The organism is Bradyrhizobium sp. Ken51 (assembly GCF_055807435.1).
Window position 1 is genome coordinate 170317 of the sequence record NZ_JBVVPB010000001.1, and the last position, 25709, is coordinate 196025.

A 25709-nucleotide genomic window follows, 5' to 3' on the forward strand; every position below is an offset into this window, starting at 1 on the left:
TTGCTCGCCGAAAGGCTCAAACCTGGTGCGTTCCATAGCAGTCAATCCATCAAATTGTGAATGGAATGTCGTCGTTTCAGCCCGAAACGGCAATGGAAGCGATTGGCGTATTTGCCCCTCGACGGGGAAACTCCTTCCGTCCATTAGACCTGGGGCAACAGTTTTCTTCTTTTGGCCTATTTGGACACTGGCGGCTCCGCCTAGAGGGCCAGATAACGTCGCCGGATCGTCTCGTTGGCCTTCAGCTCGTCGATCGCGGCGGCATAGACGATCTGGCCCTTGTCGATGACAGTGGCATGGCTCGCCAGCCCCAGGCAGAGATGCATGTTCTGCTCGGCGATCAGCACGGTCGATCCGAGCTGACGGAGCTGCCGCAACAACTCGCCGATCCGCTGCACGATGATCGGCGCGAGACCCTCGCTCGGCTCGTCCAGCAGCAGCAGCGCAGGATTGCCCATCAGCGTACGCGCGATCGCGAGCATCTGCTGCTCGCCGCCTGACAGGCGCCCGGCGATGCGGTGGCGTAGCGGCTCCAGCAGCGGGAAGACTTCGTAGATGCGCTTGATGGGCCATTCGTCCTGGCCCTCCGGTCCGCGCTTCCGGCCGATGACGAGGTTGTCCTCAACCGTATGCTCCGGAAAGATCTGGCGGTCCTCCGGCACGAAGCCGAGGCCGGCGCGCGCGATATGGTGCGGCTTGCGGCCGGAGATCACCGCGCCGCGCAGGCTGATTTGACCCCGTCGCGGTGGCGCCAAGCCCATGATCGCCTTCATGGTCGTCGACTTGCCTGCGCCGTTGCGGCCGAGCAGTGCCATGGTCTCGCCCTGCCGCACCGCGAGCGTGACGCCGAACAGGATCTGGCTCGTGCCGTAGTAGACATCGAGATCGGCGACTTCGATCACAGCGCTCATGCGGCGGCTCCCGCATGGTCGGTGCCGAGATAGGCCTCGATCACGGCACTGTCATTGCGGATCTCGTCGGGCGTACCGTTCGCGAGAATGCGGCCGTAGCAGAGCACCACGATTTTCGGTGCGATCTTGAACACGATGTCCATGTCGTGCTCGATGAAGACCACGGTGATCTTTTGCGTCTCCCAGAGCTCACGCACCTTGTCAATCATGCGCCAGCGCTCTTCCGGGCCCATGCCGGCGGTCGGCTCGTCCAGCAGCAGCACTTTCGGTTCGAGCACCAGCGCCAGCGCGATGTCGAGCAGCTTCTGGTCGCCATGCGACAAGGTCGCGGCGGTGCGATTGCGTTTGCCGGCGAGACCCAGCAGCTCCATCACGTGCTCGGCGCGATCGCGCGTCTCGGGCAACGGAAAGCGCTTGTGCAGCACCGCGGAGGTGCGCTGGTCGGCGCTGACCGCGGCGAGCATGGTCTCCTGCACCGTCAGCGATTTAAAGATGCTGGCGACCTGAAACGCCCGGCCGATGCCATGGCGGACGATCTCCGGCGGCGAGCGGCCGGCGAGATCAACGCCATCGAGCAGCACCTCTCCGGAATCCGGCTTCAGCGCCCCGGTGATCAAGTTGAAGAACGTGCTCTTGCCCGCGCCGTTCGGGCCGATCACGGCCGTGAGCGAGCCGTCGGGGAAGTCGAGAGAGACGTCGTTGGTCGCTTTCACACCGCCAAAGGATTTTGCGAGGTTGCGGATTTCAAGCATGGCTAGCGCCCCTCGCCCGCATCGCGCCGGTGCGTGTACCATTCGGCGACGAAATCCAGCAGGCCTTTGCGCAGGCCCAGCGCGAAGAACAGGATGACGACGCCGAGCACGATGCCGTGGTATTCGGTGAATCGCGTGACTGTGTCGTTGAGCAGCAGCAGCAGTACGGTCCCGACCATCGGCCCGAGGAAGGTCGAGACGCCGCCGAGCATGTTGATGAAAATGCCCTCGCCCGAGATGGTCCAATAGGCGAATTCGGGATAGGCGCCGGAGACGAACAGCGCCATCACCATGCCGCCCATCGAGGCAAACAGCGCCGCCAGCACGAACACGGTGAGCTTTGCGCGCCAGACGTCGATGCCGAGGAAGCTCGCGCGCGCAGCGTTGTCCCGGATCATGCGCAGCGTGTAGCCGAAGGGCGATTGCGCGATCTGGCGCATTGCCAGCAGGCCGAGGATGAGAAGCGCGCAGCTCGCGATGTAGAGATGGACATGATTGGCGAGATTGACGCCGAGAAATGTGGGCCGCGGAATGCCGCCGCGCAGGCCCTGGTCGCCGCCGGTGAAGGAGGCCCAGGACAGGATGGTCGAGTGGATCAGCATCTGGAACGCCAGCGTGACGAAGGCGAAGTAGATCTCCTTCAGCCGCACGCAGATGGCGCCGATAACAGCTGCGACGAACGCAGTGATCGCCAGCGTCGCGACGAACGCGACCGGAATGGGCACGCCGAGCTTCTGCATGATCAGGCCGAAACTGTAGGCCCCGAGGCCGAAGAACATGCCGTGGCCGAACGAGGTCAGCCCGGTGTAGCCGACCAGCAGGTTGAGCGAGGTCGCGAACAGGCCATAGGCGGAGCAGCGAATGACGAAATCGAGCAGCGCCTTGCTGTCAGTCAACAGCGGCAAACTGGCCAGCACGGCGAAGGCGATCAGCGCGATGAGGGCATCGCGATAGCGTTGAAGCGCGGCGACGCTGCGCACCGGCGCCAGCCTGTCGGCGCGCCCGGCCTCCAGCTCGGTCATGCCGCCTCCTTGCCGAACAGGCCGGTGGGCTTTGAGACCAGCACGATCACCATGAACAGATACATCAGGCCTTCCGTGAACAGGGGAAAGCCGAGCGAGCCGAACGAACGGATCAGGCCGAGCAGCAACGCGCCAACCAGCGCGCCCACAATCGAGCCCATGCCGCCGATCACGGTGACGATGAAGGATTCGATCAGCACCGAGAATCCCATGCCCGGGGTCAGCGAACGCACTGGTGCGGCGAGCGCGCCGGCGAGGCCGGCCAGCATCCCGCCGAGCGCGAACACGCCGCCGTAGATCAGACCGGTGTTGATTCCGAGCGCGGATACCATGCCGGGATTGTGCGCGGCGGCACGGATCACCTTGCCGATGCGGCTGCGTGAGAGCCCAATACCGAGCACGATCGCCGCGACCAGCGCCACGCCGATCAGCAGCAGATAATAAGGCGGCACGACGCCACCCGCGATGAACAACGGCATCACCTGGAACGCCGCGGGCATGCCCATCGACCTGAATTCCGGCCCCCAGATCAGCCGCACCACATCATCGAAGATCAGCACGAAGGCGTAGCAGACGAGCAGCTGCATCAGCACATCGGCACCATAGACGCGGCTCATGAAGACGCGCTCGAAGATCAACCCAAGGACCGCGGTACCAGCTGCACCGGCAAGCATCGCGAGTGCAAAGCTGCCCGTGAGCTGATAGGCCGTCATCGCGAAATAAGCGCCGAACATGTAGAAGGCGCCGTGGCTGAAATTGACGATCTTGAGCACGCCAAAAATTAGTGTCAGCCCAACCGCGACCAGGAACAGCAGCATGCCGATGATGAGGCCGCTGGTGGTTTGCGTCACCAGGCAAGCGGAGCTGGAGAGGCAGCCGGCAAGCGCGTCGAGATCCACGGGGGCACTTTCATTGTCGTGCGCCGATCCCGGCGCGGAGAGCTAAACGAAGACGGAGGCGATCGCTCGCCTCCGTCGCGCGGGCGATCAGGTGTAGCCCTTGCTCTTCTTCCACTCGGCCTCGAGCTCGAAGATGGTCTTCCAGTCGCCGGCCTTGACCTCGGGGACATAGGGCTCCTGCGGGATCGTGGTGCCCCAGCCGATGGCGTAGCCAACAAGGGTGTGGTCGTCGCCGCGCATGGTCACGGTGCCGTCGGCGCCGAACGGGCACTTGATGGTGAGGCCCTTCAAGACCTCGGCGATCTTCTTGCCATCGGTTGAATTGGCCTTCTTCGCGGCTTCGGCGAGGAACATCACCGCGGTCGCGTTCTGCCACGACCAGTTGGTCGGATATTCGTTGTACTTGGCCTTGTAGGCATCGCCCCAGGCCGCATTTTCCGGCGTGGTCGGGAACGACTTGATGTAGCGATTGCCGGAATGGATGCCCTTGGGTAGGTTCTTCACCACGGTGAGCGCGGTGTAGTCGGCCATATTGACGGCAAACACCTCCATCTGGCCGAACATCGCGTAGATGTTAGCCTGGTCGATATAGGAGGTCAGATCGCCGCCCCATAAGCAGGAGTACAGCGCCTGCGGCTTGGCCTGCAAAATCTTGGTCACCACTTCGGTATAGTCGGGCTGAAACAGTTTGGGCCAGGACTCGCTGATGATCTCGACATCCGGCGCGAAGCGCTTCAGATACAGCGTGAACTCGCCGGTGGTGTCGCGGCCATAGGCATAATCGGGCGAGCAGGTCGCCCATTTTTTCAGGCCCTTGGCTTTCGAGATCGCAGCCGCATAGCTGCCGCCGACGATGGAATCGTGAATGCCCTGGCGCACGCAGCGGAACGCGTTTGGAACGTGCTGCTTCGGATCGGCCGTCAGCGACGACGCTTCCGAGCAGGTGTGGACACAGAGCACGCCGAGATCGCGCGCCACCTCGTGCACCGCGAACGATCCGGACGAAGCCTCGCCGTCGATCAGCCACTCGCAGCCGTCAGTGTTGACGAGTTCGCGCGCGACGCGGGCAGCTTCCTGCGGCTGGCCCTTGGAGTCGCGGATCACCATTTCGATCTGCCGCCCAGCGAGCCCGCCGGCTGCGTTGACCTTGTCGACCTCGAGCATCACCGCGTTGCGGGACGACGTGCCGAGCTGCGCGACCCGGCCCGACAAGATCGTCGGCATGCCGATCTTGATGGTCTTGGCTTGCGCGCGCGCCACCCACGGCGCGGCAACACTCATCGCACCGGCGCCCATCAGCGCCAATGTTGAACGGCGGCTGATGCCCGGCGTGCGGGTTCTCGTCATTTTTCCCTCCCTCTGTCGGGTCGGCGTGTCCTGATCCCAGCCGGAGATCTCTCGTCTCCGTGTTCCCAAGGATTTCAGAGGCAGGGGGTGACGTCAAGCCGAACATGAATTATGAGTCAGAATTCATTATACAGGAAACGGCGCCGGCCATCGGCCCAAACCCCGCAAATGATCAACCTGTCGAGCTTCGTTGCCTTTCATGCCCGGCGCACGCCCGACCGGCCTGCGCTGAAATATCGCGGCGAGGAGATCTCCTATGCGGTCTTCGACGCGCGCGTGCGGAAGGTGGCCGGCTGGCTCGCGGCACAAGGCATCGGCGCCGGCGACGTCGTAGCCGTGCTGATGAAGAACAGTGCAGCCTTCCTGGAACTCGTCTTTGCCACAAGCCATCTCGGCGCGGTGTTTTTACCGATCAACTTCCGCCTCTCGCGCGATGAGGTCGGCTACATCACTGGCGATGCCGGTGCTCGCCTGTTGATTGCCGATGAAGAATTGGCTGTGGATGCCGCTGGAGCGCGAGTTGTCATACTCGACGAGGCAGCACAGCAGAGCGTGACGTGCCTCGCCGGCGACTCTGCGGCCGCGCCGATGAACGTCCGCCAGCCGTCCGACCTGATGCGTCTGATGTACACCTCGGGCACTACCGACCGCCCTAAGGGGGTGATGCTCAGTTACGATAATTTCTACTGGAAGTCGGCGGACCAGACGATCGCACTGGGCTTGAGCGCGGAGACGCGCCTTCTCGTCGTCGGCCCGCTCTATCACGTCGGCGCGCTCGATTTGCCCGGCATCGCCGTGCTCTGGCATGGCGGCTTCATCCATATCGAGCGCTCTTTCGAACCGGAGAGCGCGCTTGCGGCAATCGCGGAAGACAAGCTCAATGCCGCATGGTTCGCGCCTGTCATGACCACGGCGATGCTCACCTGCACGATGCGTAACCGCTACGACGTGTCGAGCCTGAAATGGGCGATCGGCGGCGGCGAGAAGACGCCTGAACTGCGTATCAGCGCCTTCTCCGATTATTTTCGAAATGCGCGCTACATCGACGCCTACGGCCTAACCGAGACCGTCGGCGGCGACACCTTCATGGACGCCGGCCGCGAAATCGAGAAGATCGGGTCCACCGGGCGCGCCATTGCTCACGTCGAGATCGAGATCCGCGATGAGGACGGCAACAAGCTGCCGCCAAACGTCAATGGCGAGATCTGCCTGCGCGGACCGAAGATCATGCGCGGCTATTGGAAGGATCCGGAGAAGACTGCGTCAGCCTTCTTCGGCGAGTGGTTTCGCAGCGGCGACGTCGGCTATCTCGACGACGACGGCTTCCTGTATTTGACCGACCGCAAGAAGGACATGATCATCTCCGGCGGCGAGAACATCGCATCCTCCGAGGTCGAGCGTGTCATCTACGATTTGCCCGAGGTGCGCGAGGTCGCGGTGATCGGCCTGCGCGATCCGCGCTGGGGTGAGCGGCCGATCGCGATCGTCGTGCTGGCCGAAGGCGCGAGCCTCGAGCTCGCGGCCCTCATCGAGCATTGCCAGTTACGGCTGGCGAGCTTCAAGGTACCGAAACAGCTCATCATCCGCGCCAGCCTGCCGCGCAATCCGTCCGGAAAAATTCTCAAGCGCGTGCTGCGCGCTGAACTGGAGACCGTGGCATGACGCGAGGCCCCGCCACCGAGAAAGTCACAAAGCTCAACCGCGTCGAGCGCAACGCCTGGACCAAGCAGAAGATCTTCGAGGCCGCCACGAAAATCGTCGGCAAGCACGGCTATGCCGAGGCCTCCGTTGCGCGCATCACCGAGGAGGCTGGCGTCGCGCAAGGTACCTTCTACAATCATTTCGAGAACCGTCAGGAGCTGCTCGATCAGCTGCTGCCGAAGATCGGCCTCGACATGGTCGAGTTCATCCGCGCCCGCACCGGCACGGCGGATGCAGCACGGCAGGAGATCGCGCGCTTCTCCGCCTTCTTCGACTTCATCCGCGAGGTCCCGGAATTTCTGCGGATCCTCAACGAGGCCGAATTCTTCGCACCCCACGGCTACCAGAAGCATCTCGACAACATCTCGGTCGCCTATGTCCGCATTTTGCGTCGCGCGCGACGTTCAGGCGCGATCGAGAATTACAGCGACGAGGAGTTCGAGGCGATCGTCCACATGCTGATGGGCTCGCGCGGCTATCTCAGCCGCCGCTACTCCTATTCCGCCGATGGTGTCACCGCTGTTCCCGACCACGTCATCTCCGCCTATCGCAAGCTGATGACGCGCGGCCTCTTCACTGCATCCGGAGATCAGGACACGCCATGAACATCGAATCTCCGCACAAGGCGATCGACCTCACCTCGGCGATTGCAGAAGGGGACATCCGCTGCCTGCTGATGGTGCTGGTGCACATGACCGGCGACGAACGATGGCTGGAACCGCCTTATCTGCCAAAGCGCGACATCCGCCTCATTCCCGATCCCGAAGCCGGCGTGCCCCGGGAGATCCAGGATGAGATCCGCGCCGCGGTCGTCAAGCTCTTTGCCGGCGGCACGCCTAAGCCCGTGATCACCGATCCCGGCGAGGAGCTATTGCTAAAGATGATGCGCGCCTGTCTCGGCGAGAATGTCTCGCCGGAATATGCGCCCCTGATGCGCGAGGAGATGGGTTTCGTGCCGCGCGAAACGCGCTGGACCAAGCGCCCTTCAGACCAACAACTCGCCGAGCAGCATGTGCTGATCGTGGGTGCCGGCGTCTGTGCCATCGCGCTCGCCGTCGCACTCGGCCATCTCGGCATTCCCTACACCATCGTCGAGAAGAATGAGGAGCTCGGCGGCACTTGGTGGATCAACCGCTATCCCGGCTGCGGCGTCGACACGCCGAACCACTCCTATTCCTACTCGTTCGGCTCGGGCAATGCCTGGACCCGCTACTTCTGCCAGCGCGAGGAGTTGCATGGATATTTGGTCAAGGTCGCCGACGAGTACGGCCTCCGCAAGCATCTGCGCGTCAACACCGAGCTGACCTCGTCGCATTGGGACGAAGGCAAGCGGCGCTGGATCTCGACGCTCAGGACCGAGAATGGCGAGGAAACGTTCGAATCCACCGCGCTGGTCTCGGCGATCGGCCAGCTCAACGATCCCTCTCGCGCCAGCTTCAGGGGCGAGGAAGACTTCGAGGGAACGATCCTGCATTCCGCGCTGTGGTCCGATGACATCAAACTCGACGGCAAGCATGTCGCCGTGATCGGCACCGGCGCGACATCGATGCAGCTCGTGCCGGCGATTGCCGACCGTGTCGCCTCGGTCACGATCTATCAGCGCAGCGCGCAATGGGCGCGGCCGGTGAAAGGGTATGCCGACCCCATCAGCGAAGGCGCGCGCTGGCTGCTCGCACATCTGCCCTTCTATCTGCAATGGTATCGCTTCAACATGTTCTGGCGCTATGGCGACGGGCTATTGCCCTTCCTGCGCAAGGACCCGGCCTGGCCGCATCCGGAACGCGCCGTCAACAAGGGCAACGACCGGCATCGTCAGGAACTGACCGATTTCATTCGATCGGAATTGAAGGACCGACGGGACCTGATCGAAAAATGCGTCCCGACCTATCCGCCCTATGGCAAGCGCATTTTGCTCGACAACAACTGGTTCAAAACCCTGACGCGCCCGAACGTCGAGCTCGTCACCGACGCGATCGATCATTTTGAACAGAGCGGCATCGTCACCGCGGACGGCAAGCATCGCCCCGCCGACACGATCGTGGTCGCCACCGGCTTCAAGGTCACGGAGATGGCCGCGCGCCTCAACATCAGCGGCCGCGACGGCAAGGATTTGCGCGAGGCCTGGGGCAACGACAATCCGACCGCGTTTCTCGGCCTTACCGTCCCCGGTTTTCCCAATTTCTTCTGCATGCTCGGCCCCAATTCCGGTCCCGCGCATGGGGGCAGCGTCATCTTCCAGTCGGAATGCCAAAGCCGCTACATCTCCGCCTGCCTCGCCGCCATGATCGAGCACGACGTCGCCGCGATCGATCTCCGCAAGGAAGTACTGGACGACTACGTCCAGAAGGTCGATGCCGAGCACGAGGCAATGATCTGGACTCATCCCGGCATGAGCACGTACTATCGCAATTCGAGCGGCCGCGTGTTTTCCGCGATGCCCTGGCGATTCGTGGATTACTGGCGCATGACGCATGATCCGGATCTGCGGCACTACAAGCTGACGAAGGCGTGAGCTAGGGAGGGAGCTGTCATGCCGAAGCCCCACGTGCGTATCTACACTGACTACAAGAGCCCCTACGCGTTCGTAGCCAACAAGCGCCTGTTCGAACTGCAGGAGACGCACGGCGTCGAGCTCGAATGGCTGCCCTATACGCTGCGCGTTGCCGAATTCATGGGGACCGTGGAAGAGCGCACGCCGCATTTCTGGCGCAAGGTCCGCTACGCCTATATGGACGCCCGGCGCTATGCCAATGCGCAAGGGCTCGTCATGAAAGGGCCTCGGCGGATCTACGACGCGTTCTATTCCAGCGTCGGCATGCTGTTCGCCCAACAGCACGGCTTCTTCCGTCCGTATCACGACACGGTGTTTCGTCGGTTCTGGAGCCATGAGCTCGAGATCGACGATCTCGCCGCAATCACCGACGTCATCATGTCCTGCGGTGGCTCAGCCGGTGAGTTCGAAGCCTACGTCCACGGCCCTGCCCGCGCCGAACACGACCGCATCATCGACGAGGCCGAAGCGCTCGGCGTGTTCGGCGTCCCGACCATGGTGTTCAACGGCGAGCTGTTCTGGGGTGGCGACCGCATTGACATGCTGATCGAACGCATCAAACATCCCGAGACGATCGAGGCCGCGCTCGGCAGCCGCCATCGCAAGCCGGTATGAGCAGCAACGCTACGCCGCCAGCCCACTCTCGACCGGAGCAAACTCCAGCCCGAGGCTTTCGGCCACCGCCTTGTTGGCGATGCGGCCGCGATACACATTCAGCCCGTTGCGCAGATGTGGATTTTCCAACACCGCGGCAAAACCCTTGTTCGCGAGCATCAAGCCGAACGGCAGCGTCGCGTTGTTCAGCGCCTGACTCGACGTCACCGGCACCGCGCCGGGCATGTTAGCCACGCAATAATGCACGATGCCGTCAACCAGATAGGTCGGATCGGCATGCGTGGTCGGGTGCGAGGTCTCGAAGCAACCGCCCTGATCGATCGCGACGTCGACCAGCACGGCGCCCGGTCGCATCGATGTCAACATCGCGCGCGTGACGAGCTTGGGCGCACTCGCGCCCGGCACCAGCACAGCGCCGATCACGACGTCGGCAGCGAACACCTCCTCCTCGACCGACTCGATGGTGGAGAAGCGGGTGCGCACGCGCCCGGCAAAGAGATCGTCAAGCTCCCGCAATCGAGGAATCGAACGGTCGATCACGGTGACTTCGGCGCCAAGGCCCGCGGCCATGCGGGCGGCTTGCGTTCCCACCACGCCGCCGCCGAGCACGACGACCCGCGCCGACTGCACGCCGGGAACGCCGCCCAGCAGCAGCCCGCGGCCGCCAACCGAGCGCTTGAGCGCGGCGCCGGCAGCCTCGATGGCAAGGCGGCCGGCGACTTCGCTCATCGGCGCAAGCAGGGGGAGGTGACCGGCCGCGTCGGTGACGGTTTCATAGGCGATCGCAGTGCAGCCGGAGGCAAGCAAACCCCGGGCCTGTTCGGGATCCGGCGCAAGATGGAGATAAGTGAACAGGATCTGGTTTTCGCGGAGCTGGGCCCACTCGCTTTTCTGGGGCTCCTTCACCTTCACGATCATGTCGGACTTCGCGAAGATGTCGCGAGCGCTTTCGGCTATGATGGCCCCTGCCCGCCGGTAGACTTCGTCGGAGGCGCCGATGCCGCCGCCCGCACCGGCTTCGACCGTCACCTCGTGCCCCGCCGCGACATATTCGCGGACCGCACCGGGGGTGAGCCCGACGCGATATTCCTGCACTTTGATCTCCTTGGGCACACCGACGCGCATCCTGGGCTCCTTTTGATTCACCTCATGATTGTAGCGGCGTGCCCGGTTTGGTTTCGTGCAAATATCCGCTAGCTTTGGCCTCCCTGCGCCGGCTTCCGGCGCGCAAACGCCCTTTCACGCTGGAAACGAAACTTTGGCCCTCGACCGGAAAGATCTCGCCATCCTCGCGGAACTCACGACCAATGCGCGGGCCAGCCACACCGAGCTCGCCAACAAGGTTGGCCTGTCCAGCACCGCGCTCGGGCGGCGGCAGAAGGCGCTGGAAGACGACGGCTACATCCAGGGCTATCAGGCTACGCTCGACCTCGCACAATTCGGCCTCACTACCACGGTGCTGGTCCGTATCGCGCTGGAAAGCCAAAGCGACGAGGCGCTAAAGGCGTTCGAGGCGGAGGTGGTGAAATGCCCGTCCGTCGTGCGCTGCTTCCTGATGTCGGGGACCGACGACTACATCCTGATCGTGCTCGCCCGCGACATCCAGGATTTCGAGCGCATCCACCGCATGGAGCTGTCGCGCCTGCCGCGCGTTGCGCGGGTACAATCGAGCTTCGCGCTCCGCGAGGTTGTCGACCGCGCCGTGCCGAATGTGGTGTTCGGCGAAGCAAAGCGCTGATCGCAACCTCTCGGACAGGCGAACTATCGGCAAGGAAGCAAAAGGAACCAACCGGTCGGTGGTCCGTTGGGCGCTATTGGCCGGCGGAGGCGTGCCCCCGCGTCAACACGGCTGATGTCCGGCACGGTCGCCGTCGCAGGGAGCAGGACATGGGCGATGTCACGCATCAGATTTCCGAACGAATCCCGATCCATCTTGTCGTCAACGGCGTCAGTCACACGCTCGATCTCGTGCCATGGACCACGCTGCTCGACGCCTTGCGGGACCATCTTGCGCTGAGCGGCACCAAGAAGGGCTGCGACCATGGTCAGTGCGGCGCCTGCACGGTGCTGGTGGATGGCCGGCGCGTCAATTCCTGCCTCACGCTCGCCGTCATGAAGGACGGCGCCGAGATCACGACCGTCGAAGGTCTTGCCAAAGACGGCGCGCTGCATCCCCTCCAACAGGCTTTCATCGACCATGACGCCTTCCAGTGCGGCTATTGCACGCCGGGACAAATATGCTCGGCGGCCGGACTGCTCGTCGAAGGCCATGTCCACGATGCCGACGAGATCCGGGAGCTGATGAGCGGAAACCTCTGCCGCTGCGGCGCCTATCCGAACATCGTCGCCGCCATCCAGCAGGCAATGGGCCAGCCATGAACAACTTTCAGTACGCCCGAGCCACTGATGTCGCCGACGCGATCCGCCTGCTCGCCGCCGATCCCGGCGCCAAACTGATTGCCGGGGGCACCAATCTGATCGACCTGATGAAGGAGAATGTCGAGCGCCCCACCCGGCTGATCGACATTTCCCGCCTGCCGCTCCGCAAGGTCGAGGAGACCCCCGACGGGTCCTTGCGCATCGGCGCCCTGGTGCCGAACTCGGACCTCGCCTACCATCCATTGATCGAGCAGCGCTATCCCCTGCTCGCCAGCGCCATTCTGGCCGGCGCCTCGGCGCAACTGCGCAACATGGCGTCGGTCGGCGGCAATCTGATGCAGCGAACGCGCTGCGCCTATTTCTATGACACGGCCACGCCCTGCAACAAGCGACATCCCGGCAGCGGCTGCTCGGCGATGGACGGCCTCAACCGCAACCATGCGATCCTGGGTACGAGCGCCGCCTGCATCGCGACCAATCCATCCGATATGAGCGTGGCGCTTGCCGCGCTCGATGCGCTAGTGCACATCGCCGGCCCATCCGGCGAACGCACCATCGCGCTGACCGATTTCCATCGGCTGCCCGGCGACAAGCCTCATGTCGATACCAATCTCGGCACCGGTGAGATCATCACGGCGATCGAGCTGCCGCCGCGCGGCTTTGCTCAAAACTACAGCTACCTGAAAATTCGCGACCGGATGTCCTATGCTTTTGCTCTGGTCTCGGTTGCCGCCGCACTCGAATTGGAGGGCAACGCGATCGGCGGGGCACGCGTGGCGCTCGGCGGCGTGGCTCACAAGCCCTGGCGCAGCCTCGAGGCGGAAGCTGCGTTGCGCGGCCAGGCCGCGACGCCCGATCACTTCTCACACGCCGCGGATCTCTTGCTTCAGGGAGCAACGACCCGCTCGCATAACGGCTTCAAGGTCGAGCTCGCACGCCGCGCCATCGTGCGCACACTGACACAGGCGGCAAATGCCACGCCGCAATCCCAGGCTCACAAGAAGATCGCGTGAGGACCCTATGAACGCTTATGTCGGAACGCCAACGTCGCGTGTCGACGGACGGGCCAAGGTCACGGGGGCCGCCAAATACGCCGGCGAATTCCCGGCCGACAGGCTCCTCCATGGCTTCGTTGTCGAGGCCACCATTTCATGCGGGCGCATTGTCCGCCTCGACACCAATACGGCACAGCAGGTCAAGGGCGTGCTCGACGTGCTCACGCATGCGAACCGTCCGCCGCTGGTCGACAAGGACGAGGCGTGGAAGGACGAGGTTGCACCGGATGGGTCGCCCTTCCGTCCGCTTTATGATGACACGATCAGGTTCAATGGCCAACCGATCGCGCTGGTCGTGGCGGAGGACTGGGAAACCGCGAAATTCGCCGCGACGCTGGTGCGGGTCGAATATGAGCAACATAGTTTTGCGACCGACCTCGAAGGCGAGCGCAGCAACGCTGCCGAAAAGGACAAGCCGCACAAGCCGCGGGGCGACGCCGCAGCCGCCCTTGCGGGAGCTGATGTGCGCCACGAGGCGGACTACGTGATACCGACCGAGCATCACAACCCGATGGAGCTCTATGCGACCACGGCGGTCTGGGACGACAATGGCAAGCTCACGATCTACGACAAGACCCAAGGCGTCCAGAACGTCCACAAGTTTCTATGCGGCGTGTTCGACAAGAAGCCGGATGACATTCGGGTGGCCTCGCCATACGTCGGCGGCGCCTTCGGCTCCGGCTTGCGGCCGCAATATCAGGTGGTGTTGGCAACGCTCGGCGCGCTCGCGCTGAAGCGGTCCGTGCGCGTCGTGCTGACGCGGCAGCAGATGTACGGGCTCGGCTATCGGCCGATGACCATCGAGCGCGTCGGGCTGGGCGCAAAATCCGATGGTACGCTCGACGCGATCACGCACGAGGCCATTGCCGTCACCTCGCGCTATGAGGATTTTGCACGCAACGATACCGGCTGGGCCGAACAGCTCTACAAGAGCCCGAGCAGCCGCTTCTCCCATAAGCTCGTCCACCTTGACGTCTCCACGCCGTGCGACATGCGCGCACCGGGCGCGGCGTCGGGCGTCTGCGCGCTCGAATGCGCCATGGACGAGCTCGCCGTCGCGCTCAAGCTCGACCCGGTCGAACTGCGGTTGAAGTGCTACTCGGACCGGGACCAGAGCGAAAACCTGCCCTACACCAGCAAGCAGTTGCGCGAATGCTACGCGCGCGGCGCGGACGCCTTCGGCTGGAGCAGACGCAATCCTGCGCCTCGCTCGATGCGCGACGGCAAGGATCTGGTCGGCTGGGGCATGGCGACGGGCGTGTGGGAAGCACTGCAGATGCCGGTCGCCGTCCGTATCGTGCTGACGTCGAACGGACATGCCGAGGTGTCATGCGCCGCATCCGACATCGGCACCGGCACCTACACCATTGTGGCTCAGGTCGCAGCCGACGCACTCGGCCTGCCGATCGAGAACATCAGCGTCAGGCTCGCAGATTCCAGTCTGCCCCAGGCGCCCGTCGAGGGCGGCTCCTGGATGGCTGCCTCGAGCGCACATGCGGTGCTCGCAGCCGCCGAGGAGGTGCGCAAGGAGCTGTTAGGTCTGGCCGGAAAAATCCCTGGCTCGCCGCTCGCCGGCGCCGAGTTGGCCGATACGGTCCTGATCGACGGCAGCATTGCCGGGGCCAGCGACACCAGACGCGCGGTCTCGATCGCCGACGCGATGCGCCATGGCGGCGTCGAACGCATCGAGAAGGAAAAGCTCAACCAGTTCGACGAGGACAAGAAGCACGCGCGCAATACCCATTCAGCCGTCTTTGCCGAGGTCAAAGTCGACGAAGAGCTGGGCGTCATTCGCGTCACGCGCGTGGTCAGCGCCGTCGCGGCCGGGCGGATTCTCAACACCAAGACCGGCCGCAGCCAAATCATGGGCAGCGTGGTCTGGGGGATCGGGATGGCCCTGCACGAGGAGACGGTGATGGATCATCGCTTCGGCCGGATCATGAACGCGAACATCGCCGAGTACCACATCCCGGTGAATGCGGATGTTCACGATATCGACGTGATCTTCGTCGACGAGCCGGACAATCGTATCAACAAGCTCGGCATCAAGGGACTGGGCGAGATCGGCATCGTCGGCGTCCCGGCGGCGATCGCAAACGCCGTCTATCACGCCACCGGCAAACGCATCCGCCGCTTCCCGATCACACTGGACAAGTTGTTGGACTGAGACGGTGCAGCGGTCCGCTCGGCGCCAGCGTCACCTCACGGGGCCCGGCCGCCAGGCCTCACGACGGAAAGTCAGCCGGTCTGACCTGGATGCGGTCGGCATGCAACGACCAGTGGTGCAGCGCCTGATCCTCGCAAAACCTCGCCTTCGCCCGCTCTCTGGCTTCGTCCTCGTCGGAGGCGTCGATCTCAAGCGTGCCCTGGCACACCTCGATCTGCCGGCCGTACTGGCCGAGCACGTCCTTCATGAACCTGACCACATAAGTTGACATGGGACCTCCTGCCTGCCCCGGCCGCGCTCACTCTAATCCCATTTAGCCGGATTGCGGGAGGGAGATTTTGACGCGGATCAAAGGCGGCGCGGTTCCCGCCCGTCGATCATTCCGTGGCGCGTAGCGCTAACCGGGAAATGGACAGCAGGAGCGTAGCACCCCGGAAGGACAAAGCGACTGCCGACTACGCCGGCGTCACACCAAACGCATGCTTGAATCGCTCGGCATAGCGTGGCCAGACCTCCGGATTGATGATGCGCGGCGGGCGCTTGCCGTCGAGCGTATCCAGCACCTGCTCGGCCGCGATGCGGCCCATGTTCTGCCGCGCCTCGATCGTGACGCCCGCGGTATGCGGGCTCGCCAGCACGTTGTCGAGTTGGAGCAGCGGATGCTCCGGCGGCGGCGGCTCCTTGGACCAGACGTCGAGACCGGCGCCCGCAATGTGCTTGTCGCGCAGGGCCCGGAGCAGCGCATCCTCATCGTGGATGAAGCCGCGCGCCGTGGTGATAAAGTACGCATGCGGCTGCATCAACCCAAACTCGCGCACGCTGATCATGTTGCGGCTGCCCTTGTCGAGCGGACAGGAGATCGAGACGAAGTCGGCGCGGCGCAAGAGCTCGTCGAGCTCGACCTTCTCGCCACCCCGTTCGGCCATCACCTCGGCCGTCAGGTACGGATCGTAGGCCAGTACCTTCATGCCGAACAGGCCCTTGCACAGTGCGGCGATGCGGCGACCGACATTGCCGAGGCCGATGATGCCGACGGTCTTGTGCTCGATCTCGTTGCCGACGAGTTCGTTGCGGTTGACGTTGGCCTCCCTGCGCAGCTTGCGGTCGGACTGGATGATACGCTTGGACAGCGTCAGCATCATCGCCAGCGCATGCTCGGCGACCGAGTGGGCGTTACCGCCGGACTGGTTGACGACCAGCACGCCGGCATCGGTGCAGGCCTCGACGTCGACAGGATCGAATCCCGCGCCGTTGCTGGAGACGAGCAGCAGGTTCGGCGCGCGCTTCAGGAAGGCAGCACCGACATGGAAGTGCGGGGCCAATTCGTCGCGGGCGGCGCCGATCTGGTAGACATGAGCCGCTTCGATGATCGGCGCGAAATATTCCCTAGGACTCTCGTTCTCGATGCGATCGAGCCGGACGTCGGGCCGCGCCTTCAGAATGTCGATATAGATTGGATTGGCCAGATATTTGACGTAGAAGACGCGCTTGCTGTTGACGGACATAAGGACCTTTCCGGCTCTCTCCTGGAGATCCGCAGGGCCAGCGCGGCGCGCGCTCCTTTCATGCGTTCCTCCGTTCTCTTGTTATTGCCGCTTATGACACGGCGCAAGCGGCCGCGGCAGGCCGTCTGGCGCAGATCACGGTGCAGCCCGGACATGTTGACAATCCCGCTGCCTGCGTCAAGTTCGGCAGACCGCCGCGACGGCCGACACGAGCCTAAGGCCATGGCAAAGACCAAGAAGCATGCGCGGCCGAAGGGAGAACGCAATGCCGATTGCGGAGCAACAAACCTCGTCCGAGGCGGCGCAGACCTCCAGTGACACGAGCTGGCACGGCATCGTCCTGCAAACCCTGAAGCGGAACGAGATCAGCCTCGTCCCTTACGTGCCTGACCGCGTGCTGACGCCGCTGATCAAGAACCTGCACGCCGATCCGTTCTTCACCACCTTTGCCACCGCCCGCGAGGAGGAGGCCGTCGGCATCGTCTCGGGCGCCTGGATGGGCGGACGACGAGGCGCGGTGTTGATGCAGACCTCGGGCTTTGCGACGCTCGCCAACGTGCTGGCCTCGCTCGCGGTGCCCTACCAGATTCCGCTCATCATGTTCGTGTCCGAGCGCGGCACCCTCGGCGAGTTCAACTACGGCCAGTCACTGGTCTGCCGCACCATGCGTCCGGTGCTGGATTCGTTGGCACTGGAGCATCACACCATCACCCGGCTCGACGAGCTCGAATTCATTGCCGACCGTTCGATCAAGCAGGCCGTGACGACGCAGTCGCCGGTGGCACTGATCCTCAACCCGCTGCTCACCGGCGGCAAGGTGTTCAACAAGTGAGGCCGGCCCGAATGAATACAGACGCGCGCAACACCAAAGTGATGAACCGCTTCGACGTCACCTCGCGCCTGATCGCGAAACTCGAGCACCAGGAAGCCGTGATCGGCGGCATCGGCAACACCAATTTCGACCTCTGGGCCGCCGGCCACCGTCCGCAGAATTTCTACATGCTCGGCAGCATGGGGCTCGCCTTCCCGATCGCGCTGGGCGTGGCGCTGGCGCAGCCGGAGCGGCGCGTCTTTGCGCTCGAAGGCGACGGCTCGCTGCTGATGCAGCTCGGCGCGCTCTCGACGATCGCGGCGTTGAAGCCGAAGAACCTCACCATGATCGTGATGGACAACGGCATCTACCAGATCACCGGCGCGCAGCCGACACCGGCCGCGAACGTGGCTGACATCGTCGCCATCGCGACCGGCTCCGGGCTGGCCAACAGCGCCTGGGCCGCGGACGAGGAGGATTTCGAGCGCCTGGTCGAGGAAGCCATGTCGGCGTCGGAGCCCAGCCTGATCGCCGTCCGTATCGATGACAAGCCCGGCGTCGGCGCCACCCGACGCGATCCCGTACAGATCCGGGAACGCTTCATGCACGGCCTTGGCGTGCGCGAGCCGCTTTAACGTTTCGTCATTAACTACACGGCGATCTGATCCCGGCGCCTCGGCAAGCTGCTGCAATCCATGCTAAGCGGTGCGAATGTCCATTTTGGTTCGCTCCTCTGCCTGGCTGCTTGCCGCCGCCGTCGCCTTTGCAACCCTCGGCCCGCCCGGCCTGCGGCCCCATTCCGACCTTGGCCAGGACGGCGAACATGCCCTTGCCTTCGTCCTGGTGGGACTAGCCTTCGGCCTCGCCTATCCGCGCCGCCGCCTGTCGACCACGGCCATCGCGGTGGTGCTGATCGGCCTGCTCGAACTGATGCAATTCTGGGCACCGGGACGGCATGCGCGGCTGGAGGACTTTCTGGTCGATGCCGGCACCACCTGCATCGGCTTCGCGCTCGCGGCCATCGCCGATTGGGGCATGACGCGGTTTCGCGCGAATCCGGCCCTGACGAGCCAAGGCCCCGCGGAGTGATGCTCCGCAGGGCCCGTCTCTTCAAAGCTCACGCTCGATCGATCAGTCGATGATCTTGACGACGCGGCGCGTGCGCGGCTCCACGATCACGCGGCGGTCGTTTACGACCGCATAGCGGTATTCGGTGTAGTTCGGCACGGGCCGCAGCACCACGGTCGGCGGCAGTGGCTCGCCGACCACGACGCGATCCTCAACGACTACGGATTCACTACGCGGGATACCGCCCAGAATGGCATTCGGAATTTCCAGACCGGCGCCGACAGCGGCGCCGACGGTACCACCGACCATCGCTCCGACCGGGCCGCCAATGTCGCCGCCCGCGCGTGCGCCGTTCCTGGCGCCTTCTTCGGTCGTCGACTGAGCAAAGGCCGCACTCGACGCCAGCAGCGACGCGGCAGCCAACGAAATCGCAAGACGGGTTTTCATGTGCTTATGTCTCCAGTGATTGTTGTGCGCCTTCAACCGCGGGGCCGGATCATTGTTCCGGTTCCCCGCCCGATCTAGGCAGAACTACAAGTGGAGACTGTTACCCGGTAACAGTTCAGGTCGCGGCGATCTCGTGCCCCGCCATCAGTTCCAGCGCGCGCACCATTGCCGAGTGATCCCAACCCTTGCCGCCATGCGCGGCGCAAGACGAGAACAATTGCTGCGCCACTGCCGTGCTCGGCAGCGACAGGCCGAGGACGCGGGCGCCTTCAAGCGCGAGGTTGAGATCCTTCTGGTGCAGCTCGATGCGGAAGCCGGGATCGAAATTGCGCTTCACCATGCGCTCGCCATGCACTTCGAGAATCCGCGACGACGCAAAGCCGCCCATCAGGGCCTGCCGCACCAGCGCCGGATCCGCACCGGCTTTCGACGCGAACAGCAGCGCTTCGCTGACCGCCTCGATCGTCAACGCGACGATGATCTGGTTGGCGACCTTCGTCGTCTGGCCGTCGCCATTGGCGCCGACCCGGGTGACATTCCTTCCCATCCGGTCGAAGATCGGCTTCATGGTGTTGAAGGCGCGCTCGGGGCCACCGACCATGATGGTGAGGCTTGCCGCCTTGGCACCGACCTCCCCGCCTGACACCGGTGCGTCGAGATAATCCGCGCCGAGCGCCTCGATCTTCTTCGCAAACTCCTTGGTCGCCAGCGGCGAGATCGAGCTCATGTCGACCACGATCTTGCCCTTGGAAATGCCGCCCGCGACACCGTCCTTGCCGAACAGCACGGCCTCCACATGCGGCGTATCCGGCACCATGATGATGATCGCATCCGCGTCCTCCGCGACCTCCTTGCTTGACTTGCAGGCAACGCCGCCGGCAGCAATCAACTCGGGTGCGACCGGCCCGACATCGTGCAGGAGAACGCGATGGCCTGCGGCCAGAAGATGGCCGGCCATCGGCCGTCCCATGGTGCCAAGTCCGATAAAGCCGATGTCGATCATGTCAAAGTTTCCTCAGGTCTCAAACGTTTGCGCGGCGTGCCAGGACAGGCCTTCCAGCGTCGTGGTGCGCGGCTTGTATTCGCAACCGATCCAGCCGCGATAGCCGATCGCGTCGAGATGGCGGAACAGGAAGGGATAGTTGATCTCGCCGGTGCCGGGCTCGTGACGGCCGGGATTGTCGGCGAGCTGGATGTGCGCGATCTGCGGGAGATATTCTTGCATGGTACGGGCGAGATCGCCCTCCATGATCTGCATGTGATAGATATCGTACTGGATAAACAGATTGTTCGAGCGGACTTCGGAGATCAGCTGCACCGCCTGCTCGGTGCCGTTGAGGAAGAAGCCAGGAATGTCGAGCGTGTTGATCGGCTCGACCAGAAGCTTGATGTTCTCCCGCGCCAGCGTCGAAGCTGCGAAGCGCAGATTTGCGACCAGGGTTTCGTTGAGTTCGCGCGGATCGGCATCGACAGGCGCGATGCCGACGAGACAGTTGAGCTGCTCGCAATCGAGCGCCTTGGCATAGTCGATGGCGCGAAACACGCCGTCCCTGAACTCGCTGACACGATCCGGCAGGATCGCTATGCCGCGCTCGCCTGCCGCCCAATTGCCGGCCGGCAGATTGTGCAGCACCTGCGTCAGCCCATGACTGTCGAGTTGCTCGCGCAGCTGCGCTTTGTCGAAATCATACGGGAAGAGGTACTCGACCCCGGAAAAGCCCGCCGCTTTGGCCGCGGCGAAGCGGTCCACGAACGGCATTTCGTTGAAGAGCATGGTGAGATTGGCAGCGAATTTCGGCATGATGCTGGTCCCTATTCGGCCGGCTGCAGCACGCCGGACTGCGCGGTCGTGACCTCGTCGAGCGGCAAATCCAGCACCTCCTCGAATTCGACGATGTTGTCGATTTCCGTGCCCATCGCGATGTTGGTGACGCGTTCGAGAATGAACTCGACCATCACGGGCACGCGGTGCTTCGCCATCCATTCGCGCGCAGTGGCGAACGCGGCCTGCGCGTCCTTGGGATCGGTGACGCGGATCGCCTTGCAGCCGAGCCCTTCGGCGACGGCGACGTGATCGACGCCGTAGCCGCCGAGTTCGGGCGCGTTGATGTTCTCGAACGAGAGCTGGACGTGATAGTCCATGTCGAAGCCGCGCTGGGCCTGGCGGATCAAGCCGAGATAGGAATTGTTCACGACGACGTGGATGTAGGGCAGATTGAATTGCGCCCCGACCGCGAGCTCTTCAATCAGGAACTGGAAGTCGTAGTCACCGGAGAGCGCGACGATGTCCCGATCCGGACACGCCGCGCGCACGCCGAGCGCCGCGGGTAGCGTCCAGCCGAGCGGTCCCGCCTGCCCGGCATTGATCCAGTTGCGCGGCTTGTAAACACCCAGAAACTGCGCGCCGGCGATCTGCGACAGGCCGATCACGGAGACGTAGCAGGTGTCACGGCCAAAGGCCTTGGTCATCTCCTCGTAGACGCGCTGCGGCTTGATCGGGACGTTGTCGAAATGGCTCTTGCGCAGCATCGTCTTCTTCCGGTCGCGGCAGGAAGCAGGCCACGCCTGGCGCTCGCGCAGCCTGCCTGACCGGCGCCACTCCCTGGAGACGACGACGAACAGTTCGAGTGCCGCCTTCGCGTCCGAGACGATGCCGAGATCGGGATTGAACACGCGCCCGATCTGGGTCGGCTCGATGTCGACATGCACGAAGGTGCGACCCTTGGTGTAGGTCTCGACCGAGCCGGTGTGGCGGTTTGCCCAGCGATTGCCGATGCCGAGCACGAAATCGGATTCGAGCATGGTGGCATTGCCGTAACGATGGCTGGTTTGAAGACCGACCATGCCGGCCATCAGCACGTGGTCGTCCGGGATGGCTCCCCACCCCATCAGCGTCGGCACGACCGGCACGTTGGCGATCTCGGCGAACTCCACCAGCAATTCCGAGGCGTCAGCATTGATCACGCCGCCGCCCGCGACGATCAGCGGCCGTTCGGCCGCATTGAGCATCTCCAGCGCCTTCTCGACCTGCTTGCGGGTCGCGGTTGGCTTGTAGACCGGCAGCGGCTCATAGGTCTCGTCGTCGAACTCGATCTCGGCGAGCTGCACGTCGAGCGGCATATCGATCAGCACGGGGCCGGGCCTTCCCGAGCGCATCACGTGAAAAGCCTGGCTGAACACGCGTGGCACAAGCGCCGGCTCGCGCACCGTCACCGCCCATTTGGTCACGGGCTTTGCGATCGATTCGATGTCGACGGCTTGGAAATCTTCCTTGTAGAGCCGCGCCCGCGGCGCCTGGCCGGTGATGCACAGGATCGGGATCGAGTCGGCGATCGCCGAATAAAGCCCGGTGATCATGTCGGTGCCCGCCGGCCCCGAAGTTCCGATGCAGACGCCGATATTGCCCGCCTTGGCCCGCGTGTAGCCCTCGGCCATGTGCGAGGCGCCCTCGACATGGCGCGCCAGGATGTGGCGGATTGAGCCGCGCTTCTTCAGCGCCGAGTAGAGCGGATTGATCGCGGCCCCGGGAACGCCGAAGGCGGTCGAGATGCCTTCCTTCTCCAGAATTCGCACGGCAGCATCGATGGCTCGCATCTTCGCCATATCGGACCTCGCTCGGTTATGTTGGCTCGAGCGAGATCATCGGGCGCGCGGGTGCTGCACTCAACGAGATCGATTTTATTTTCCACGATGCGGCAACCGCGGAAAAATCGCGGCAGCTTCAGTCAGTTAAGTCGAGACACGCGTGAAAGCGGTCACTCGAACAGCGGCGCCAGCTGCATCTGCGGCACCAGCACGAGTCCCTTGTCGGTGATACGAATTTCCGGAATGACCGATAGCGGAATCAGATTGAAGCCCATGTAGGGAATGGTGCAGCCGGCTTCCGCCCATTCCTTCTTCAGCACCTTGACCTCTTCGGCCACCTCTGTGACGCGCTTGTCGGACAGGAGGCCGGCGATCGGCAGCGGCACTAGCGCCCTCACCTTGCCCTCAGCGACGAGGCAGACGGCGCCCTGTTGCTCCTTGATGGCGGCGACCGCGACCTGCATGTCGGCCTCGTTGGTGCCGGCAACGATGATGTTGTGGCTGTCGTGCCCGACGCTGGAGGCGACCGCGCCGCGCTTCAGGCCGAAGTCCTTCAACAGGCCATAAGCGACATTGCCGGCCGATTTGCCGTGACGCTCGACCACCGTGACGAAGCACAGGCCGTAGCGGGCGAACAGTGAGGGCCAGTCCTTTGCGGGCTCGGTCGCGATCTTCTCATGAATCAGCGTGATGCCGGGCAACGCCGTCTTGATCGCGTTGACGGTACAGGCTTTCGCCGGAAGCTCCGGCGTCAGCTTGACCTTCTCGGGCAGTTTCACGGTCGCATAGGCCGCCTTCGGGTATTGATAGCGCTGCGACAGCGCCTGATCGAGCTTCGGCGTGATCTTGCGGTTCTCGACCACGAGCTCGCCGCCATACCAGGTGCATTGCGGCTTCAGATTATCGTCCATCAGCACGAGATCGGCGCGGCGGCCGCCGCCGAGCCCGCCGATATCGCTGTCCATGCCGAAGCGCGTCGCGCCATGCAGCGAGCCCATCGACCAGGCCTGCTCCGGCGACATCCCTGCCTTCACGGCTTCGCGCACCACCCAATCGAGCCCAAACAGCAGGAGATCGTCGGCATCGCGATCGTCGGTGCACACGGCGGTGCGCTTGTGCGAGGCCCCGAGCTCGGTGATGGTCCGGATCGCCTGCGGCAGCGAGTGCCAGGGCGTGGTCGGCGGTCCCCCGCGCAGGAACACCCAGACGCTGGCATCGAGCAAATCGTCGGCGATGTCGCGGTCGATCGCCTCATGGGTGTCGGTGACGCCGCTCGCCGCATAGGCCGCAACGAATTCGCGGCCGTAGACGTGACCGGACACCGGCCGTCCGCGTTTCAAGGCAGCGGCGAGGATCGCATGGCTGCGCTCGTCTCCCATGGTCACGGGCACAAAATCCATCTTCTCGCCGAGCCCGACGGCTTCCGGCCAGCGGTCGAACAGGCCGGCGATCTTGTCCGGCGTGAGGTCGCCGCCCGCAGTCTCCAGTGCGGCCGAAGTCGCAGGAACCGTGGAGGGCACCGTCAGGAAGATCGACAGCGGCGCCTCGCGCGCGTCCTCCAGCATCGCTTCGACGCCGGCGACGTCCATCACGTTGCCGATCTCGTGGCTGTCGCAGAAGATCGTGGTGGTGCCGTTGAGCAGAGCCGCTTCGGCATAGGCGCAGGCCGTCACCATCGAGGATTCGATGTGGATGTGCGGGTCGACCAGCCCCGGCGCGACGATGCCGCCGGCCGCGTCGTAAACCGGCACGTTGCCGAAGACTTTCTTCGCGGCACCCGTCGGCTTCACCGCAGCAACGCGGCCGCCGGTGATCCAGATTTCGCGGCTCGCGTGGATGCGCTCCGAATAGGTCGAGAGCACCCGCGCGCCGGTGACGACGAGATCCGGCGCGACACGCGCCGAGGCCACATCGGCAAGACGGCGGGTCATCGAATGCAGCGGTGCGACGGCGAAGCGGGTAAGTCTGGTCATCAGGACCCTCGCGTGGCGTTATGACCCTGGGATGGTTACGCCCTGCGCCGGACCGGGCAAGCGCAAATATAACGGCACGCCCTGCTTACGCCTTAGGCGGCGAAGTGCCTGCCGTCCCTGACCTCGCGGGTCTGCGCGAGTTCCGTCGTCTCGGGGCCGCTGCGGCAGCGGGCTTGACCCGAATCCGCATCGACCTCCCGTTCTGCTCGTCGATCTCGAACGCATTCGTCTTGCGCACGAGGTCACTCAGTTTGCGGAAGCCGAACGTTCTCGGATCGAAATCGGACGCGAGATTGGCGAGCTGACGGCCGACTTCCCCAAGCGTCACCCAGCCGTCCTCGCTCTCCATCTGGGTGATGACCTTCTTGATGATGGGCGTTGCGGCATCAGGTGGCTGAAGCGAGGTCGATCGCGAGGCGGCGTCCTGGGTGTTCGCCGGGGCGGGAAGCAGGTTCTCCGTGTAGACGAACCTTCGGCAGGCCTGCCGGAAGCTCTCCGGCGTCTTCTGTTCGCCGAACCCAAAGACATCGATGCCCTGCTCCCGGATCCGGGCGGCGAGACGGGTGAAATCGCTGTCCGACGAAACCAGGCAAAAGCCGTCGAACCGGCCGCTGTGAAGCAGGTCCATCGCGTCGATGACCAGGGTGATGTCCGAGGCGTTCTTTCCCGTCGTGTAGGCGAACTGCTGCTGCGGGATGATGGCGTGCTTCGACAGGATGTCGGCCCAGCCCCTCGACCTGGCATTGGAGAAGTCGCCGTAGATGCGCCGGACGCTGGCCTCCCCGATCTTGGCAATCTCCTCGAACAGTCCATCCGCGATCTTCGCCGAAGCATTGTCGGCATCGATCAGGACGGCGAGACGGGGCGAACGGAGCTCTGACGGCATGACTTTCCCTCACGAGATGGACTTAGCACGAGAAG

The 25709-nt window shown here is 63.9% G+C and carries 25 protein-coding genes; 11 read left to right on the forward strand and 14 right to left on the reverse strand.

Annotated features, from left to right (window positions below; translation table 11 throughout):
* Nucleotides 1-200: 200 nt before the first annotated feature.
* The 5 genes from AC0L27_RS00725 to AC0L27_RS00745 form a co-directional block, all read right to left on the reverse strand.
* Entirely contained in the window at nucleotides 201-911 is a 711-nt protein-coding gene (locus AC0L27_RS00725) for an ABC transporter ATP-binding protein (RefSeq protein ID WP_473317834.1), read from the reverse strand.
* A complete protein-coding gene (locus AC0L27_RS00730; RefSeq protein WP_354206674.1) occupies nucleotides 908-1663 on the reverse strand; it encodes an ABC transporter ATP-binding protein in 756 nt (251 codons plus the stop codon). Before AC0L27_RS00730 ends, AC0L27_RS00725 begins: the two co-directional genes overlap by 4 nt.
* Before the next feature lie 2 nt (nucleotides 1664-1665).
* Nucleotides 1666-2685 (reverse strand): branched-chain amino acid ABC transporter permease, encoded by a 1020-nt coding sequence (locus AC0L27_RS00735; protein ID WP_354206676.1) that lies wholly within the window; start codon nucleotides 2683-2685, stop codon nucleotides 1666-1668.
* The gene (locus tag AC0L27_RS00740; protein ID WP_275167675.1) at nucleotides 2682-3584 is read right to left on the reverse strand and encodes a branched-chain amino acid ABC transporter permease; all 903 of its coding nucleotides are present in this window, start codon (nucleotides 3582-3584) and stop codon (nucleotides 2682-2684) included. The genes AC0L27_RS00735 and AC0L27_RS00740 overlap by 4 nt, the downstream gene beginning before the upstream one ends.
* Nucleotides 3585-3671: 87 nt before the next feature.
* Entirely contained in the window at nucleotides 3672-4931 is a 1260-nt protein-coding gene (locus tag AC0L27_RS00745; protein ID WP_275167676.1) for an ABC transporter substrate-binding protein, read from the reverse strand.
* Between the two features lie 168 nt (nucleotides 4932-5099).
* Between AC0L27_RS00745 and AC0L27_RS00750 the strand changes: the two genes are divergently transcribed.
* Genes AC0L27_RS00750 through AC0L27_RS00765 form a run of 4 tightly spaced genes read left to right on the forward strand, consistent with a single transcriptional unit; the run spans nucleotide 5100 to nucleotide 9798 of the window.
* Nucleotides 5100-6593, forward strand: coding sequence for an AMP-binding protein (locus AC0L27_RS00750; protein ID WP_354206679.1), 1494 nt, complete (start codon nucleotides 5100-5102; stop codon nucleotides 6591-6593).
* Nucleotides 6590-7237: a TetR/AcrR family transcriptional regulator gene (locus AC0L27_RS00755; protein ID WP_354056071.1), complete on the forward strand. Its 648-nt coding sequence runs from the start codon at nucleotides 6590-6592 to the stop codon at nucleotides 7235-7237. Before AC0L27_RS00750 ends, AC0L27_RS00755 begins: the two co-directional genes overlap by 4 nt.
* Complete coding sequence (locus AC0L27_RS00760; RefSeq protein ID WP_473317837.1) at nucleotides 7234-9144, forward strand: flavin-containing monooxygenase; 1911 nt, start codon at nucleotides 7234-7236, stop codon at nucleotides 9142-9144. Before AC0L27_RS00755 ends, AC0L27_RS00760 begins: the two co-directional genes overlap by 4 nt.
* 18 nt (nucleotides 9145-9162) lie before the next feature.
* Nucleotides 9163-9798, forward strand: coding sequence for a 2-hydroxychromene-2-carboxylate isomerase (locus tag AC0L27_RS00765; protein ID WP_354206683.1), 636 nt, complete (start codon nucleotides 9163-9165; stop codon nucleotides 9796-9798).
* 9 nt (nucleotides 9799-9807) lie between these two features.
* On the opposite strand, the gene ald is transcribed toward AC0L27_RS00765, so the two are convergent.
* A complete protein-coding gene (ald, locus tag AC0L27_RS00770; protein WP_354206685.1) occupies nucleotides 9808-10923 on the reverse strand; it encodes an alanine dehydrogenase in 1116 nt (371 codons plus the stop codon).
* Nucleotides 10924-11056: 133 nt separating this feature from the next.
* On the opposite strand from ald, the gene AC0L27_RS00775 reads away from it, so the two are divergent.
* The 4 genes from AC0L27_RS00775 to AC0L27_RS00790 all read left to right on the forward strand — a co-directional run bounded on the left by AC0L27_RS00775 (nucleotide 11057) and on the right by AC0L27_RS00790 (nucleotide 15399).
* Nucleotides 11057-11536, forward strand: coding sequence for an Lrp/AsnC family transcriptional regulator (locus tag AC0L27_RS00775; RefSeq protein WP_354206687.1), 480 nt, complete (start codon nucleotides 11057-11059; stop codon nucleotides 11534-11536).
* A gap of 149 nt (nucleotides 11537-11685) precedes the next feature.
* Nucleotides 11686-12177 carry a (2Fe-2S)-binding protein gene (locus AC0L27_RS00780; protein WP_354206689.1) on the forward strand — a complete coding sequence of 164 codons (492 nt, stop codon included), beginning with the start codon at nucleotides 11686-11688 and terminating at the stop codon, nucleotides 12175-12177.
* Nucleotides 12174-13190, forward strand: a complete 1017-nt coding sequence (locus tag AC0L27_RS00785; protein WP_275167684.1) for an FAD binding domain-containing protein — start codon at nucleotides 12174-12176, stop codon at nucleotides 13188-13190. The genes AC0L27_RS00780 and AC0L27_RS00785 overlap by 4 nt, the downstream gene beginning before the upstream one ends.
* A 7-nt stretch (nucleotides 13191-13197) precedes the next feature.
* Nucleotides 13198-15399 carry a xanthine dehydrogenase family protein molybdopterin-binding subunit gene (locus tag AC0L27_RS00790; protein ID WP_473317840.1) on the forward strand — a complete coding sequence of 734 codons (2202 nt, stop codon included), beginning with the start codon at nucleotides 13198-13200 and terminating at the stop codon, nucleotides 15397-15399.
* Nucleotides 15400-15457: 58 nt separating this feature from the next.
* On the opposite strand, the gene AC0L27_RS00795 is transcribed toward AC0L27_RS00790, so the two are convergent.
* Nucleotides 15458-15670, reverse strand: coding sequence for a hypothetical protein (locus AC0L27_RS00795; RefSeq protein WP_007608382.1), 213 nt, complete (start codon nucleotides 15668-15670; stop codon nucleotides 15458-15460).
* Nucleotides 15671-15854: 184 nt separating this feature from the next.
* The gene (locus AC0L27_RS00800; RefSeq protein ID WP_354206694.1) at nucleotides 15855-16904 is read right to left on the reverse strand and encodes a hydroxyacid dehydrogenase; all 1050 of its coding nucleotides are present in this window, start codon (nucleotides 16902-16904) and stop codon (nucleotides 15855-15857) included.
* Nucleotides 16905-17169: 265 nt separating this feature from the next.
* On the opposite strand from AC0L27_RS00800, the gene AC0L27_RS00805 reads away from it, so the two are divergent.
* The 3 genes from AC0L27_RS00805 to AC0L27_RS00815 all read left to right on the forward strand — a co-directional run bounded on the left by AC0L27_RS00805 (nucleotide 17170) and on the right by AC0L27_RS00815 (nucleotide 18804).
* A complete protein-coding gene (locus AC0L27_RS00805; RefSeq protein WP_473317841.1) occupies nucleotides 17170-17736 on the forward strand; it encodes a thiamine pyrophosphate-binding protein in 567 nt (188 codons plus the stop codon).
* An 11-nt stretch (nucleotides 17737-17747) separates the two neighbouring features.
* The gene (locus AC0L27_RS00810; RefSeq protein ID WP_354206698.1) at nucleotides 17748-18350 is read left to right on the forward strand and encodes a thiamine pyrophosphate-dependent enzyme; all 603 of its coding nucleotides are present in this window, start codon (nucleotides 17748-17750) and stop codon (nucleotides 18348-18350) included.
* 76 nt (nucleotides 18351-18426) lie between these two features.
* On the forward strand, nucleotides 18427-18804 hold the full coding sequence (locus tag AC0L27_RS00815; RefSeq protein WP_354206699.1) for a VanZ family protein: 378 nt from the start codon (nucleotides 18427-18429) through the stop codon (nucleotides 18802-18804).
* A 42-nt stretch (nucleotides 18805-18846) separates the two neighbouring features.
* On the opposite strand, the gene AC0L27_RS00820 is transcribed toward AC0L27_RS00815, so the two are convergent.
* From AC0L27_RS00820 to AC0L27_RS00845, 6 genes are all read right to left on the reverse strand, one after another.
* Nucleotides 18847-19230, reverse strand: coding sequence for a DUF1236 domain-containing protein (locus tag AC0L27_RS00820; RefSeq protein WP_275167690.1), 384 nt, complete (start codon nucleotides 19228-19230; stop codon nucleotides 18847-18849).
* Nucleotides 19231-19345: 115 nt separating this feature from the next.
* Complete coding sequence (locus AC0L27_RS00825) at nucleotides 19346-20233, reverse strand: 2-hydroxy-3-oxopropionate reductase (RefSeq protein WP_354206700.1); 888 nt, start codon at nucleotides 20231-20233, stop codon at nucleotides 19346-19348.
* A gap of 12 nt (nucleotides 20234-20245) precedes the next feature.
* The gene (gene hyi, locus AC0L27_RS00830) at nucleotides 20246-21031 is read right to left on the reverse strand and encodes a hydroxypyruvate isomerase (RefSeq protein WP_354206702.1); all 786 of its coding nucleotides are present in this window, start codon (nucleotides 21029-21031) and stop codon (nucleotides 20246-20248) included.
* A gap of 11 nt (nucleotides 21032-21042) precedes the next feature.
* The gene (gene gcl, locus AC0L27_RS00835) at nucleotides 21043-22833 is read right to left on the reverse strand and encodes a glyoxylate carboligase (protein ID WP_354206704.1); all 1791 of its coding nucleotides are present in this window, start codon (nucleotides 22831-22833) and stop codon (nucleotides 21043-21045) included.
* 152 nt (nucleotides 22834-22985) lie between these two features.
* Nucleotides 22986-24788 carry an adenine deaminase gene (locus tag AC0L27_RS00840; protein ID WP_473317842.1) on the reverse strand — a complete coding sequence of 601 codons (1803 nt, stop codon included), beginning with the start codon at nucleotides 24786-24788 and terminating at the stop codon, nucleotides 22986-22988.
* A gap of 85 nt (nucleotides 24789-24873) precedes the next feature.
* Nucleotides 24874-25674: an NYN domain-containing protein gene (locus tag AC0L27_RS00845; RefSeq protein ID WP_275167697.1), complete on the reverse strand. Its 801-nt coding sequence runs from the start codon at nucleotides 25672-25674 to the stop codon at nucleotides 24874-24876.
* Nucleotides 25675-25709 lie beyond the last annotated feature (35 nt).